Raw genomic sequence first — 15007 nt, forward strand, 5'->3', positions numbered from 1 at the left:
GTCGGCAGCCGGCGTGGCTCGCATCGTCGCTGGTCCAGCGGTATCGAGGCGGCGGCCAGCGCTAGTTCGGCGGCATCAGGATCAGCTCTGGCCCGCGCGGATCGACGGGGCGGTCCGGTCGAGCAGGTCCGGGTCGGGGCCGGGGTTCGGCGGCGTCGACGCCGGGTGGGCCGGGTCGGTGCCGGACACGAAGTGTCGCCTCAGGGTGCGTCGCCAGCGCGTGGCGGGCAGCTCGGGATCGAGGGCGGCCAGCCCGGTCGCGTACTTGGAGATGGACACCGGGCGGTGACCCCGGCTCCAGAGCAGGCGGTCCACGTGCGAGGCGGTCGAGCCCGTCTTCGTCTCGATGATCGCCAGCTCGGGCAGCGCCAGCCGGCGGCCACGACTGTCTTCCCAGTGCAGTGCGACGTCGATGGTCGCCCGGCTCCCGGTCGCCGGCAGGTAGAGCGTGCTGCGCAGGTACCTGGTGGTGAGGGTCGGTGCGAACGCCAGTGCGGGGCCGGTGTTGACGGTGGCGAGCACTCCGTCGATGAACGACCGGCCGGGGGTGAGAGTGCTGCTGTCGTCGGGGCGGTAGGGCAGCCGCTCCTTGACCGTGCCGCCACGGGTGCCCTCGGTCTTCACCTCCAGCCAGCAGAGGCCCGAATCGAGGTACGTCCGCGTCCTGATCTTGAAACGGCGGCGGCGTCGGCGGGCGGTCAGCCGGAAGCTGACGAGGTCGGGGGTGTCGAAGTAGATCGACTCGTAGCGGAAGGCCCGCATGCCGTCGATCTCGAGCACCTGGTCGGTCCGGTCGAGCCCGGTGATCAGGTGTGGTATCTCGGCGAGCGGAAGCAGGTACTTGCGGTCGAACCGGGTCTGCAGAGCGGCGCGCTCGGTCAGCTCCGCGAGCCCGATCGGCGCGAGGTCGCCCAGGGCCGTGGTGGGCGTGCCGGCGGGAGTCATCGCTTCGCGCCCGCGTCGGCGGGACGGCGACCGCTGCTGGCGGTGACCCTCGGGCGTGAGTAGCGGACGTCGACGACCGTGGTGTCGTTGACCAGGTCGACCCGCTCGACGTTGACGTTGTGCACCCGTGCGCCGAGCAACTGTTCCAGGTGGGCGGTGAGGGCGACCGAGTCGGTGACCGCGCTGTCCAGCACGATGACGTGCCGTCGGTACCGGCGCAGCAGCCTGGGGTGGTCTCCGACGTACATCACCGCGAGGATCAGCGCGGTCAGGGCGCCGACCATCCAGATCGAGGTGCCGGAGAGCGGGCCGAGGATTCCGAGCGCGAGTGCGGAGAAGTAGTACGCCACCTCGTGCTGGTCGAGTTCGGTGGAGCGGAGCCGGATGATCGACAGCACCCCGAAGAGTCCCAACCCGAGGCCGGCGCCAACGGTGCTGCTGCTGAGTGAGCTGGCCACGGCGAAAACGCCGACGTTGACGCCGAGGTAGGCCACCACAAGGTCCCGCCGCCGGTGGCGGGGGAAGTACAGCGCGAAGACGAGCAGGACCACGGCGACCAGGTCCATTCCGGCCAGGACCAAGCGCGACATTTTCGCTCCTTCGGGTGTCCGCCCGGCGTCTTTCCGGTGAACGGAGTCTGACGGACAGGCATCTAATCGAGAACGGTAAATTTATCAGGCTGGCGTCGTCAGCGGGACCGGCAATCTCAGAGTTCGCTCAGAGTCCGCGCGGTGCGCCGGGCCGAGCCGGCGGAACAAGGGTGGTGCGGTCGTGCGGCCCCGGGCGGCGGGTGGCCACCGCCCGGGACCAGGCCGGGGCGTTGCCGCCGCCCGGGGCCAGGCCGGGGCGCGATCGGCCCCGGCCGGGCCACGAGGGCTCAGAAGCGGCCGTACTGCCCGGCGGTGACGCTGGTCAGCACCCGGGTGGCCCCGGTGATGCTGCCGCTGGTGTAGAGGCCACCGGTGCTGGTGCCGCTCACGCTGCCACCGGTGTAGATGTCGTACCGCTGGCCGTTGGTGATCCGGTTCGACGAGAAGACGACCTCCCGGACGGTGCCCGTGGTCCGGTACGAGGCCAGCACCGTGCTGCCGGACACCACGTGCACGATGGTGTTGGTGGCCAGGTTGGAGTTGAACCGGGGGGCCACCCAGCCCTGGCCGGTGTTCGGCACCGCCCGGAACACGGCCAACGAGGTCAGCGCGGCGCCCACCACCGTGCCGCCGCTGAACGTGATCGGCCCGTCGGCGTCGATCGCGCCCTCGCCGCCGCTGCGGGTGCTGGAGCCCCGCGCCACCACGGTGCCACCGGCGAAGGTGAGCGACCCGTTGGAGTCGAAGCCGTCCGTGCCGCCGGTGGCCACCACCGTGCCGCCGGTGACCTTGATGAACGCGATCGCGGACGGCTCCATGTGGCCCAGCCCCTCCTCGGCGGCGTTGACCGCGTCGTCGCTGGCCACGACGTTGATGTTGCCGCCGCTGATCGTGGTCCGCAGCCCTTCCAGCGCCTCGTACGACCGGGTGACGTTGATGGTGCCGCCGGAGATGTTCAGGTCGTTCTCACCCTTGATGGCGTCGTCGGCGACCGAGGCCGTGATCGTGCCGTTGGTGATGGTGAGGACGCCCTTGCCGGCCTCGGTGTCGTTCGACTTGAGCCCGTCGCCGCCGGACGAGGTCACGTTGATCGTGCCGCCGTTGACGGTGAGCGAGTCCTTGCCCCGGATCGCGTCGTCCACCGCGGTCACGGTGATGGTGCCGGACTGGATGACCAGGTCGTCCTTGCTGACGATGCCGTCGGCGTGATTGGCGCGCACGGTCAACGATCCGGTGCCGGCGATGGTCAGGTCCGCGGCGCTGAACAGCGCGGAGTCCGGCTCGCCGGTGTTGGTGTAGGTCGCCGCGTCGGTGAGGTTGTTGCTGGTCCCGGCGGCCAGCGTGACGGTGACCGCGCTGGCGTTGGTCACGTACAACGGCGAGGAGGTCGAGTTGGTGATCGAGGCGCCGGCGAGGATGAGTTCCACGGTGCCGGTGACGGCGGTGTCGACCTTGACGTAACCGTTGTTCAGCGTGCCCCTGATCTCGTACGAGCCGGGGGCGGTGATGGTGATGGCGCTGCCGGCGACGGTGACGTTGCTGCCGGTGACGCTCGCGCTGGAGCCGTTGAGGGTGATCGTGGCGGTTGCGGCGGCGACGGCGGCGACGGCGAGCGGGCCGGTCAGCAGGGCGGCCGTGAGTCCGGCCAGGACGGCGGTTCTGCGGGCGGTTGCTTTCATGGCGGTCCTGTTCCCTCGATACGGACGGGGCGGTCCTGTTCCCTCGATACGGACGGGGCGGTCCTGTTCCCTCGATACGGACGGGGCGGGGCTGGCCTGAGCCCGAGGTGCGGTGTGGGTGCCTCGAACACCGACTTTCGATAGGGTGAACGGGAGGTGAACGAGGCCAGGCATTGATGAGCGTAAATTAGAATGAGCGCTCGTCAATAGGTTTCGACCGAGAAACCGAACCGCTTCAGTAGATGCCAGCTGGCTCACAGGAAACATTGACGGACCTTTGAGCCGGATACACTTGACCGAGGAAACGGAATCTGTTGTGCCGGCCGGGGCTGTCGACGGGGTCGTCGGTGGGCGGTCAGACGGTGATGACCACCTTTGCGCGGGCGTGTTCGCCTTCGAGGTAACCGATGGCCCGGGGCACCTCGTGGAGTGGGTAGGTCCGGTCGATGACCGGGGTGAGGTGGCCGGCCTCGGCGTGGGCGCGGAGCGTGTCGAGGTGTTCCCGGCCGGGGGTGGCCGTGAGGGTGACGATGCGGTGCCGGACGAAGGGCGTCAGCAGTCGCCCGCGCATGAGGAGTTGGACCGGCCCGAGCAGGCTCCCGCCGCGGTACACGCCGCCGCCGGAGAGCACCAGCGTCCCGGTCGGCGTCAGGGCCCGCCGGAGCGCGGTGAGGGAACGGTTGCCGACCAGGTCGAACACGACGTTGTGACGGTCCCCGCGGGTGAAGTCCGCGCGGGTGTAGTCGACCACGTGGTCGGTGCCGAGCGAACGGACCAGGTCCACGTTGCGGGTGCTGCACACCCCGGTCACGGTCGCGCCCAGCGCCTTGGCGAGTTGGACGGCGAGGGTGCCGACGCCGCCGGAAGCGCCGTTGACGAGGACGCGGTGGCCGGGCGCGACCCGCCCGGCGTCGCGCAGTCCCTGGAGCGCGGTGGTGCCGGCCAGCGGCAGGGCCGCCGCCTGCTGTGCCGTCAGGTTCGCCGGCCTCGGCGCGACCATCGTCGCGGGGGCGCACACGTACTCGGCGAATGCGCCGTTGGCGTCCCCGAGGTCGCCGAACACGCTGTCGCCCGGACGTACCTGTCGCACGTCGGCACCGACGGCCTCGACCCGGCCGGCGAAGTCGCGGCCACGGATGCGCGCCCGGGGCCGCGCCGGCCCCAGGGCCAACCGCGCCATCCGGGGATCGCCCCGCATGACATGCCAGTCGTACGCGTTGAGCGCGGCGGCCTCGACCCGCACCAGCACCTCGTCGGCGGCGGGCACCGGCACGTCGACGTCCGCGAGCACGAGCGTCTCCGGCGGGCCGTATCGGTCCTGGACGATCGCCTTCATCGTTCCCTCCTCAAAGTGTACGGCGTACACCGCATGTCAACCACGGTAGGTGTACGCCGTACACCTGTCAATCCGGATAGGGTTCCATTCGCCGACCGAGGACAGGGACCGAGATGGTTGAGCAGGCTGAGAGGCTGCGCCGGACGCCGCTGAGCAGGGAACGGATCCTGCGTGCCGCCGTCGCGCTGGCCGACGGGGCCGGGATCGAGTCGCTCAGCATGCGCAACCTCGCGCAGGATCTGGGCGTCGTACCGATGGCCCTCTACAAGCACGTGGCGAACAAGGACGAACTGCTCGACGGCATGATCGACGTGGTCGTCGGCGAGATCGATCCGCTGGTGCCGGACGTCGGCTGGAAGCAGGCGATCCGCCAGCGCATCCTCTCGGCGCGGCAGGTGCTGCGGCGGCACCCCTGGGCGCCGCTCGCGATCGAGTCGCGGACCATGGCGACGCCGGCCGTCCTCGCCTACCTCGACTCGATGATCGGGACGCTGCGGGCCGGCGGGCTCTCGGTCGACCTCACCCACCACGTCATGCACGCGATGGGCAGCCGCATCCTGGGCTTCAGCCAGGAACTGTTCGACACCGACCGGCGTGCCGGTCGGTCCGGCCCGACCGAGCCGGGACCACCGGCACCCCTGCCGCCGGAGGTCGCCGCCCGGTTCCCCCACGTCGCGGAGATCGCCACGGCGGCGTCCCACGACGACGCGTCCGTCGTGGGGCAGGGCTGCGACGACCAGTTCGAGTTCGAGTTCGCGCTGGACCTGCTGCTGGACGGCATCGAACGGCTGCGGGAACAGGGCTGGACGTCGTCGCGCTGATCCGTCGTGGGGTGTCCCGCTGGCCCGCCGGGGGCGGCGTCTCGATCATGGTGCTCCGCGCGGACGTCGGGGTGCCTGCCGACGATCTCCCTCGCGGGGCAGCGGGACACTGGACGCGGCAGACGTTCACCCGTCCACGGGCCTCACCCGACCCGGATCGCGCCGGCCGGGCAGAGGTCGACGGCCCGCTGAACGCGTTCCCGGAGCGCTGCGCGGGGTGCGGGGTCGCGCAGCAGCACCAGCCCGTCGGCGTCGTCCTGGTCGAAGACCTCCGGTACGGCGAGGACGCAGTTGCCTGATCCACAGCAGCGACCCCGGTCGACGGCCACCTGCAGCGTCGTCTCCTCGGTCACCTGTCGGTCGGGCATCACCAGGTCACCGGGAGGGTGTCGAGGCCGAAGACGATCGAACTGTCCCGGGTGCTCAGCTCCTGCGGGTCCGCCGTCACGCGGAGGTCGGGGAAGCGGCGGGCCAGCTCCACCAGCGCGATGCGGAGTTCGGCACGGGCGAGCGGTTGCCCGATGCACTGGTGCATCCCGAACCCGAAGGCCAGGTGCTGGTGGGCCTGCCGGTACGGGTCGAACTCGTCGGGGTCGTCGAAGACCTCGGTGTCCCGGTTGGCCAGGGAGATCAGGACGATGGCGCCCTCACCGGCCCGGATCAGCTGGCCGCCGATCTCGACGTCCTCGGTGGCCAGCCGGAACAGTCCGGTGCGGACGATGCTGAGGTAGCGCAGCAGCTCGTCCACCATCCCCGCCGCGAGTTCGGGTCGCTCGCGCAGGATCGCGTACTGCTCGGGGTGGCGGGTCAGCAACAGGACACTCAACCCGATCATGTTGGCGGTGGTCTCGTGGCCGGCGATGAGCAGCAGCAGCGTCATCCCGACCAGCTCGTCGATGCCGAGCTCGCCCGGCGCGACCCGTTCCCGGATCAGCCGGCTGAGCAGGTCGTCCGCCTCGTCGGGATGGGCCTGCTTGGTGTCGATCAGCGCCCCGAGATAGTCCCGCAGCTCCTGGGCGGCGTGCTGGAACTGCTCCGGCGGCACCTCGCGGTTGAGCAGAAGGCGGCTGCGGGACTGGAAGAAGTCATGGTCGGCGTAGGGGACGCCGAGCAGGTGGCAGATCACCTTGGACGGCAGGGGCAGGGCGAACGTCGACACGAGGTCGGCCGGGGAGCCGGCGGTGGCGAGGTCGGCCAGGGCCTCGTCGACGGTCCGGTGGATCAGCGGCTCGATCCGACGAACATTCTTGATCATGAATTCCGCGGTGAGCATCCGACGCAGTCGGCTGTGCGCCGCACCGTCCATCCGGATGAAGGCGCCCTGATTGTTCATCGCCACCTCGGGCGGCAGCGGGCGGAGCAGTGGAAAGCCGGGGCGCTGGAGATCGGAGCTGAAGGCCGGGTGGCGCAGCAGTTGACGTACGTCGGTGTGCCGGCTGACCAGCCAGGCGGTGGCGCCGGTGGGCAGCAGCACCCGGGTCACCGGGCCGACGTACCGCTGTCGTTCGGCGTCGTCGAGTGGGGTGAACGGGCCGCGGGCCGAGTTGACCGGCGGCCAGCAGGGCAGTTCGGTCTCCATGGTCTGTGTCATGTGGAACATCTCCTGCCATGACCGTGGGTAGTCGTATCGATGCATGACGTTACTCATCGGTGAAGGTCGACACAACCCTCCGCAATCGACGGTTGTTCGGCCCCCGCCGAGGCCGAGGCCGACGCCGAACCCCGGCCCAGCCGGCCGACCGTGCGCGTGCCGACGCCCACGCGCCACCGAGGCCGACGCCCCACGGATCGCGCCGACGGCCCACGGATGACGCCGACGGCCCCGCGGACCGTGACGACGAGTCGGCACGGCCCGCAGGGCCGGTTGGTGGCTGTCGGCGTGGAGGCTGGTCGCTCAGGTCGCGCAGACGGCGTACGCGCGCACCTTCCAGCTACCACTGAAACCGTTCTCGTCCGTTGCGGCGCGGACGGTCGCCGTGGTCGACGAGGTGGGTCGCAGCTCGGTCAGGCGTACCTGGCCCTCACCACCGACGATCTCGCCACCCACCCCGTGGAGGCGCTTGCCGGCCGGGCAGGTCGCCGTGACCGAACGGTCGACCACCGAGCTGGAGACACTGTCCACGGTCACCCGCTGCTCCCCGGCCAGCGGGTCGACGCAGATCACCGAGACGTCTAGTGACCAGTTGTCCGCGAAGGCGTTGCCGGCCTCGACACCCGCCACCGTCACGCTGCTCAGATTGACCCGTAGGTCCTCCAGGAGCACGTCACTCGATCCCGAGCCGAGCGCCAGGGCCGCGCCGCCGCCCCCGATCGCACGCTTGCCCACCGGGCAGGACAACTCCAGGAACTTCGGGTTGACCGAGTTCATCGCCGAGTGGCCGGTCACCACCTGGTAGCCCGCAGGCGTCGGGGCGCAGATCGCGCTGGCGGTGACCGCCCAGTTCCCGGTGACACCGTTCGGGTCCTCCCGCCCGGTCACCGAGTAGAGGCCGGCATCGGCCAGCGGCTGCACGATGTCCATGCCCACCTGGCCGAGGCCCGACCCGGTGATCGCCCCGCCGCCGCCGATGACCGTGGTGCCGGCCGGGCAGACCGCGCTCTGTGACTTGGCGACGCTGTTGCTCGGCCCGACCGTCGTCCGGATCAGAAGGCCGGGCACCGCCGCCACCGGCCCGCTGAGGGCGACCTGGCCGAGTACGACCGTGCTCAACAGGACGCCGCCCACGGCGACCGCCCGACGCGTCGACCGGTGGTGGTTCGCTTCTCTGCGCATGGTGTTCTCTCCTCGTTTTCGTTCGGTCCCGGAACCGCCCGGTTCCTGGCCTGCTCGTTGGTGGTGGTGGTGGGAACGGCCGGTCAGGGGGTGACCCGCCGGATCCGGACCGGCACGGAATCCGTGCCGACCAGTCCCGTCGAGTCGAAGACCTCCAGCCACACCGACCAGGTGGTGGTGTCGGTCCCGCTGGTCAGTTGGGCCAGCGCCGAGGTGAAGGCCGCGCAGTTCTTCGGCGTGCCCTTGTCGTCGACCGGCTCGCCGGTGGGCACCGCGCTGCCCTGGCACAGGACCTTCTTGACGCCGCCGTCGCCGTACGCGGTCCACCGGTAGCGGGTGCCGGCGACCGTGCCGTCCTCGGCGTCGGTGCCGGCCCCGGCGAACGCGACCGACTTCGGCCCGGTCTCGATCGTGGTCAACTCCAGGGCCGTCTCCGGCTGGGTGATCGTGGCGGTCGGCCGGGTCTGCCCGGCCGGCGCCGAGATGACCGAGAAGGCGCGCTGCACGCTGGCACCGGCCGTCGCGAAGGTCACGGTGTACGCCCCCGGGGTGACCGTGTTCGCCGGCAGCAGGGCCTGGTGGCCGGTCTTCTCGAGGACCACCGTGTTGCCCCGCCGCACCGTCCAGGACACCTCCCCGTCGGGGACCTGCCCGAAGGCGTCCGGGTCGAGGGAGGTGCCGAGCAGACCGACCGACTGACCCGCCGCGAGGGTCAGCCCCGCCGGCGGCGAGACGATGGCCACCGTCGTCGGGGCGTCCACCACCGTGACGGTGACCGACGCCGACCCGGTACGCCCGATGCTGTCGGTGGCGCTGGCCGTGATGACGTGGCTGCCGGCCGAGAGCGACGGCACGAACGTCTGTGACCCAGTGGCCAGCTCACCATCGATGCTGCTGGTCCAGGTGAGCGGGATCTCCTTGCCGAGGAAGTCGGTCGCCGTGCCCCACAGGTCCACCGACTGGTTCACCCCGAACTGCTGCTTGGTCTTCGGGGTGCTGATGCTCACCGAGGGCTTGCCGACGCTGACGCCCAACGCCTCGGCGACGGCGGCCAGCGCGTCGATCCGGCGCTGGCTGCCGGTCACCTTCGCGCCGAGACCGCCGACGTGGGCGGTGTCGTTGAGGATGTCGCGGACCTCCTCGGAGGTCAGCGTCGGGTCGGCGGCCATCACCAGCGCGGCGACGCCACCCACGAACGGCGAGGCGACACTGGTGCCGCAGGTGGTCTTCGTCGTGTTGACCGCCGGCGTGCCGGGGTCGGTCAGGCCCGGCACGCACATCGGACCGTAGATCTCCACCGACGTGGTGAGGTCCTTGGTGCCCCAGTTCGACCCACCCGACACGGTCGCGTCGCCGTTCATGCCGCCCACGCACATGACATGGGTGCTCTCGCACGGCACCCAGAGGGTGTCGCCGTCGACGTTCGTACCGTTGTTGCCGGCGGCGGCGACGATCAGCGCGCCGGTGTCCCGGACGTGCTTCATCCGCCGGTCGGTCCAGGTGCGGGCCCAACCGGTGCCGAGGTTCACGTCGCGGGTGAAGCTGAGGTTGACCACGTCCGGGTGGGTCGCCTCGGCGGCCTTCTCCAGCCGGCGCAGCACCGTCCAGTAGTCGATGCCGTTGCGGACGCCGACCAGCTCCTGCACCACCGGCCCGGCCGGACCTGCGGTGCCGTAGTCGTTGTCGACCCGGCCCATCCCGGCGAGCACCACGTCGGTGGCGTGCCACGGGCAGGGCGTGCCGTTCGTGCAGTCGTTGGTGTTGGTCTCGCCCCACTCGGCCTTGTGCAGGGACACCTTGCTCGGGAAGTCGGGATTGGAGTTGAATCCGCCGTCCTGCACCAGGTACTTCACCTGCTTGGTCAGGGCGTTCGCGCCTGGCAGGCCGGTCGCCGAGCGGGTCGCGGACACGTCCGGCGCACCGTTCGGCGGATCGGCGGGGCCGTCGGTCGCCGCGACCACCGCCGGTGCCGCCGGCCGGACGACGCCGGGCTCCGCCCCGACCGGTGCCGGTGGCCCGCCTGCGCCCGGTGGGCTGCCGGTGGACGCCACGACGGTCGGCGGGCCGGACCCGGGGCCCACGCCGACCCGACCGCCGGCCGCGTCCCGGCCGGCCGCCGCGCCGCAGCTCGCCGCCACGTTCACGGTGTCGGCGAACGCGCACGTGCGCTGCGGTGCGGAGACCTACAGCCTGGTCGTCCGCGTCACTGGCAGCGCCACCATCGACAGCGCGCGGGTGCAGTGGACCCCCGTCGACGGCGCACCGGAGAGCCGGGCCATGACGGTGGACGGGTCGTCCGCGCGGGCGACCGTGGGGCAGCTGCGCGCGTCGGCCGTGACCTGGTCGGTACGGGTGGCCGCCGCCGACGGCCGGGTGGCGGGAAGCCCGTCGTACACGGTGCAGGACACGTGTGTGCGGCCGGGCCGATCAGGAGGGCTTGGAGGGTGGAGCCGGGCACCGCGCCGCTGCGGGGCTCCGCCACCGACCGCCCGACGGGCTCCATTCCGGATCGACAGGAGATATTGCCGTTATGAGGACTTAGTCCCGTTAAGTGTGTCAAAGTCCGATTGCATCCGATTTTGGTTCCCGACCGAACGACAACCGGGTCACCGAAGTTCGGCGAAACGCATTCGTGAAAGGGCACACCTTGACTGTCACCACATCGCGCCGCCCACGACGTGTCGTCCTGGCGGCGCTGGCCACCATCGCCGCCGGCGTCACCGCCACCGCCGTGCTGATCGTCAGCGGCACCGGCGCGAGCGCCGCGGAAGCACCGGTGGGCCTGGGCACCGCCGCGAACTTCTCCGTGCTCGCCGGCTCCACCGTGACCAACACCGGCGCGACGTTCCTCCAACAGAGCCTGGGCGTCTCTCCCGGCAACACCGCGCCCGGCTTCCCACCGGGCATCGTCGGCGGCGAGATCCACCTCGGCGACGCCGTCGCCCTCCAGGCCAAGAACGACCTCACCACCGCCTACAACGACGCCGCCGGACGCACACCCTTCACCGTCCTGCCCGCGGAGCTCGGCGGCACCACCCTCACCCCCGGCGTCTACCGCCTCTCCGCCGCACAACTGACCGGGCAACTCACCCTGGACACCCAGGGTGACCCGGCGGCCGTGTTCATCTTCCAGATCGAGTCGACCCTCACCACCGCCTCCAACAGCAGCGTGGTCTTCATCAACGGCGCCTCACCCTGCAACGTCTACTGGCAGGTCGGCAGCTCGGCGACCATCGGCACCGGCACCCAGTTCGTCGGCAACATCCTCGCCCAGACGTCGATCACCATGACCACCGGCGCCACCCTCCAGGGCCGCGCCCTCGCCCAGACCGGGGCCGTCACCCTCGACACCAACACCATCACCACCCCGGTCTGCCTCCAACCCACCGGCACTCCCACCACCGGCACCCCGACGGCCACGCCGACGGGCACGCCGACCGGGCAACCCACGGGCACGCCGACCGGGCAACCCACCGTCACGCCGACGGGCACGCCGACCGGGCAGCCCACGGGCACCCCGACCGGGCAGCCCACGGGCACCCCGACCGGACAGCCCACCGTCACCCCGACGGCGCAGCCCACCCCCAGCCGCACCAAACTGCCCATCACGGGTGGCAGCGGTGGCAGCACGTTGGTACCCGTCCTGACCGGCGTCGGCAGCCTCGCCGTCGCTACCGGTGCGGCACTGCTGACACTGCTGCACCGACGCCGTAGGACGTCCTGACCCCCGGGTCCGGCGGTCGGTCACCGGCCGCCGGACCCGCTGGCGTTGCCCACCGAACCGCTGCCGAGCAGCGGTTCGGTGCGTTGCGGACGGTGCCGCCAGGCCGGCGGGTAGTGAGGAGCACATCGGCGAGTGCGGCGGCTCGCCCGCTCACATCCGTTCGACCGTACGGATGCCGAGCAGGCGCAGCCCCTGCCGCAGGGTCCGCCCGGTCAGGTCGGTCAGCAGCAGCCGACCCGCCCGTTGGTCCCCGTCCGCCCGCAGCACCGAACAGCGCTCGTAGAACGCGCTGAACCGGGTGGCCAGCCGGTGCAGGTAGCCGGCGAGCTGGTGGAACTCCGCCGTCCGGGCCACCTCGTCGACGACGGTGGCGAACCCGAGCAGCTCGAACGCCAACGCCCGTTCGGCGGGATCGGTGAGCAGGACCCGCACGCCCGACCCGACGTCGGTGCCGGCCCGCCGCAACACCGACCGGGTCCGGGCGTACGCGTACTGGAGGTAGGGGGCGGTGTTGCCGTCGAGGGCGAGCATCCGCTCCCAGTCCAGCACGTAGTCGCGGGTCCGGTCGGTGGACAGGTCGGCGTACTTGATCGCGCCGACCCCGACGGCCCGGCCGATCTCGGCCGCGCTCGCCTCGTCCAGCTCGGGGTTCTTGGTCCGGGCCAGCGCGGTCGCCCGGGTGACCGCCTCCGCCAACAGGTCGACCAGCTTCACCGACGTCCCGGCCCGGCTGCGCAGCATCCGCCCGTCCGGGCCGAGGATCGAGCCGAAGCCGAGGTGCTCGGCGCGGGCCGGCGGACGCAACCAGCCGGCCTGCCCGGCCACCGCGAACACCATCGCGAAGTGCTGCCGCTGCGGCAGGCCCACCACGTAGAGCAGCCGGGTCGCGCCCCACTCTCCGGTGCGCAGCCGCAACGCGGCCAGGTCCGTCGCCGGGTAGCCGTACCCGCCGTCGCCCTTGCGCACGATCAACGGCAGCGGGGTGCCGTCCCGCCCGGTGAACCCGGGTGGGAAGGCACAGGTCGCCCCGGCGCTGTCGGTCAGCAGTCCGAGCCGGTCGAGATCGGTCACCACCGCGCCGAGCCGGTCGTTGTACGCGCTCTCGCCCCGGAAGTCACCCTCGCTCAGCGTCACGTCCAGCAGCCGGTACACGGTCAGGAAGTACCGCTGGGACTGCTCGACCAGCAGTCGCCACAGCCGCCGGGTCTCGTGGTCGCCGCCCTGCAACGCGACCACCCGCTGCCGGGCCCGCTCGCGGAACGTCGGGTCGGTGTCGAACTTCGACCGGGCCGTCCGATAGAACCCGTCCAGGTCGCCGATGGACAGCTCCTGCGCCGCCTCCGCCTCGCCGAGGTCCACCAGGTGCGCGATCAACATCCCGAACGGGGTGCCCCAGTCGCCCAGGTGGTTGACCCGGACCACCCGGTGCCCGAGCCAGCCGAGCAGCCGTACCGCCGCGTCGCCGATGACCGTCGAGCGCAGGTGCCCGACGTGCATCTCCTTGGCCACGTTGGGGCCCGAGTAGTCGACCACCACGGTCTCCGGATCGGCGGTCACCGGCACCCCGAGCCGGTCGTCGGCAGCCAGCGCGGTGACCATCCCGGCCAACGCCCCGTCGGCGATCGTCAGGTTGAGAAAGCCCGGCCCGGAGACCTCCGCGACCGCGCAGACGTCGTCGAGGACCGCGTGGTCCAACACCGCCTCGGCGATCTCGCGTGGCGGCCGGCCGAGCCGCCGGGCCAGCGCCAGCGCCGCGTCGGACTGGAAGTCCGCGCGCGGCGAGCGCCGTACCACGGGGTCGACCGGGCCGCCGGCCACGGCGGTGAACGCCGGCGTCAGCCGGTCGGTGAGCAGCTTTTCAAGATCCATGGGTACGCCGATCTGCTCGGATCCGTCAGTCACGCGGATCCCCGGACGGGAGAGCCTGCGGACGGACCGAGGACAGCGGTGGTGACCGGCGGCTCGATCCGCCGGTCGCAGGGAATGGGTCAGCGCGGGCGGGCGACGGATCGCCGGCGTCGCTCCGCACCGACCCGGACGTCGTACGACGTTCCGGTGCGCTGAGCGGTCACGCTGGTCATGGCACCAGCGTAGCGGGCCGGCCGGCGGCGGGCACCCGGCAGGATCGGCTCGTCCGGGTGTTGGCGGCCGTCACCAGCCGGCGCGGAACCGTAGTCCGCCGGCACGAAGGAGCCCAAGGGTCCGCCCCCGGCCAAAGCCGACGCAGGTCGGGAAGGAGGACGGCGGGTGCCCGGGAAGCCGGTAACGGCCTCCGACGCACCAGGGACCGGCCGGTGTACGGCTCCGCCATCGTGGTCGGGCTCCGTTTCGTGGTGACGCGGGTCCGCAGTCCCCGGGTGAGGTTCAGGCAGTGGGATACTCGTCGACCATGGTGTTGTCGCGTCGTTGGGCGTTCTTCCTGGTCGGGGTCGGGGTGTGGACCTGGCTGATCTGGCCGAGGCTCGGGCTTGCCATCTGGCACGACACGCGTGCCTGGGCAGGCGGCGCGGTCGGCGAGGGTGCACCGACCGGCTTCTTCTGGGTTCACGCGCTGCTGATCGGGGCCTCGCTGGCCATCGGCACCACCGTCGGGGTGCTCGGCGTCCGGGGGTGGCGGGCGGTTCGCCGCGATACAGGGCAGTGACCTGCGGATTTGACGATCAAACCTGAAACCGCGTAACTTTCTCTCTGCCAGCGCGGAACGGGGCAAACAGGACGAAGGTCCTGGAGGTCGAGTTTCGATGTTTGGTAACGCGTCGTAGCGGGCACCAACTTAAACGACGCGGACCGGGTGGGGCTCACCGAATCGCCGCAGGGCGGATTTGGTCGGGCGGAACCGGCCGGGTAGTGTTGTCGATCGGCAGAGCACCGGGCGAGCCCGCGGGAGACCGCAGCGGCCGGTTCTGCAGAATCCGATGATCAATCGCAGTGATCGTTGCTGCGTGCGCTCAGCGGTGTAAGCCGTACGAAGCGTGACACACCGGGACACACCGGTTGACACGGGGAAGACGGTGAGGTAACGTAGTAAAAGTGCCCAGCGCGGGAGCGCCGGGTGCTGCGAACGAGATACCCCGGGTCGGGGGTCCTGCTGTGGTGGGGCTTTCGGGTGGTGTGTGGTTGTTCTTTGAGAACTCAACAG

The 15007-nt window shown here is 71.2% G+C and carries 13 protein-coding genes; 3 read left to right on the forward strand and 10 right to left on the reverse strand.

All coding sequences use genetic code 11. The features are described from left to right. Nucleotides 1-81: 81 nt before the first annotated feature. From ACIG87_RS29090 to ACIG87_RS29105, 4 genes are all read right to left on the reverse strand, one after another. Entirely contained in the window at nucleotides 82-945 is an 864-nt protein-coding gene (locus ACIG87_RS29090; protein ID WP_396854806.1) for a polyphosphate polymerase domain-containing protein, read from the reverse strand. Further along, nucleotides 942-1535 carry a DUF4956 domain-containing protein gene (locus ACIG87_RS29095; protein WP_396854807.1) on the reverse strand — a complete coding sequence of 198 codons (594 nt, stop codon included), beginning with the start codon at nucleotides 1533-1535 and terminating at the stop codon, nucleotides 942-944. Before ACIG87_RS29095 ends, ACIG87_RS29090 begins: the two co-directional genes overlap by 4 nt. Before the next feature lie 287 nt (nucleotides 1536-1822). After that, nucleotides 1823-3214 carry a carbohydrate-binding domain-containing protein gene (locus ACIG87_RS29100; protein WP_396854808.1) on the reverse strand — a complete coding sequence of 464 codons (1392 nt, stop codon included), beginning with the start codon at nucleotides 3212-3214 and terminating at the stop codon, nucleotides 1823-1825. A 355-nt stretch (nucleotides 3215-3569) separates the two neighbouring features. Next, nucleotides 3570-4550 (reverse strand): NAD(P)-dependent alcohol dehydrogenase, encoded by a 981-nt coding sequence (locus ACIG87_RS29105; protein ID WP_396854809.1) that lies wholly within the window; start codon nucleotides 4548-4550, stop codon nucleotides 3570-3572. A 113-nt stretch (nucleotides 4551-4663) separates the two neighbouring features. Between ACIG87_RS29105 and ACIG87_RS29110 the strand changes: the two genes are divergently transcribed. Then, nucleotides 4664-5371 (forward strand): TetR/AcrR family transcriptional regulator, encoded by a 708-nt coding sequence (locus ACIG87_RS29110; RefSeq protein ID WP_396854810.1) that lies wholly within the window; start codon nucleotides 4664-4666, stop codon nucleotides 5369-5371. A gap of 143 nt (nucleotides 5372-5514) precedes the next feature. On the opposite strand, the gene ACIG87_RS29115 is transcribed toward ACIG87_RS29110, so the two are convergent. The 5 genes from ACIG87_RS29115 to ACIG87_RS29135 all read right to left on the reverse strand — a co-directional run bounded on the left by ACIG87_RS29115 (nucleotide 5515) and on the right by ACIG87_RS29135 (nucleotide 10552). Further along, nucleotides 5515-5739: a ferredoxin gene (locus tag ACIG87_RS29115; protein ID WP_396854811.1), complete on the reverse strand. Its 225-nt coding sequence runs from the start codon at nucleotides 5737-5739 to the stop codon at nucleotides 5515-5517. Then, nucleotides 5739-6962: a cytochrome P450 gene (locus tag ACIG87_RS29120; RefSeq protein WP_396854812.1), complete on the reverse strand. Its 1224-nt coding sequence runs from the start codon at nucleotides 6960-6962 to the stop codon at nucleotides 5739-5741. Before ACIG87_RS29120 ends, ACIG87_RS29115 begins: the two co-directional genes overlap by 1 nt. Before the next feature lie 303 nt (nucleotides 6963-7265). Continuing rightward, entirely contained in the window at nucleotides 7266-8144 is an 879-nt protein-coding gene (locus ACIG87_RS29125) for a hypothetical protein (protein WP_396854813.1), read from the reverse strand. Nucleotides 8145-8227: 83 nt separating this feature from the next. Next, nucleotides 8228-10288: a S8 family serine peptidase gene (locus ACIG87_RS29130; RefSeq protein WP_396854814.1), complete on the reverse strand. Its 2061-nt coding sequence runs from the start codon at nucleotides 10286-10288 to the stop codon at nucleotides 8228-8230. Nucleotides 10289-10327: 39 nt separating this feature from the next. Beyond that, nucleotides 10328-10552: a hypothetical protein gene (locus tag ACIG87_RS29135; protein WP_396854815.1), complete on the reverse strand. Its 225-nt coding sequence runs from the start codon at nucleotides 10550-10552 to the stop codon at nucleotides 10328-10330. A gap of 239 nt (nucleotides 10553-10791) precedes the next feature. Here ACIG87_RS29135 and ACIG87_RS29140 point away from each other — a divergent pair, with 239 nt between their 5' ends. Next, nucleotides 10792-11868, forward strand: coding sequence for an ice-binding family protein (locus tag ACIG87_RS29140; RefSeq protein WP_396854816.1), 1077 nt, complete (start codon nucleotides 10792-10794; stop codon nucleotides 11866-11868). 150 nt (nucleotides 11869-12018) lie between these two features. On the opposite strand, the gene argS is transcribed toward ACIG87_RS29140, so the two are convergent. Beyond that, nucleotides 12019-13737, reverse strand: coding sequence for an arginine--tRNA ligase (gene argS / locus ACIG87_RS29145; RefSeq protein WP_396854821.1), 1719 nt, complete (start codon nucleotides 13735-13737; stop codon nucleotides 12019-12021). Between the two features lie 502 nt (nucleotides 13738-14239). On the opposite strand from argS, the gene ACIG87_RS29150 reads away from it, so the two are divergent. Then, nucleotides 14240-14512: an SCO4848 family membrane protein gene (locus tag ACIG87_RS29150; protein ID WP_396854817.1), complete on the forward strand. Its 273-nt coding sequence runs from the start codon at nucleotides 14240-14242 to the stop codon at nucleotides 14510-14512. Nucleotides 14513-15007: the final 495 nt, after the last annotated feature.

Source organism: Micromonospora sp. NPDC051925, from assembly GCF_044548625.1.
Classification (GTDB): domain Bacteria; phylum Actinomycetota; class Actinomycetes; order Mycobacteriales; family Micromonosporaceae; genus Micromonospora.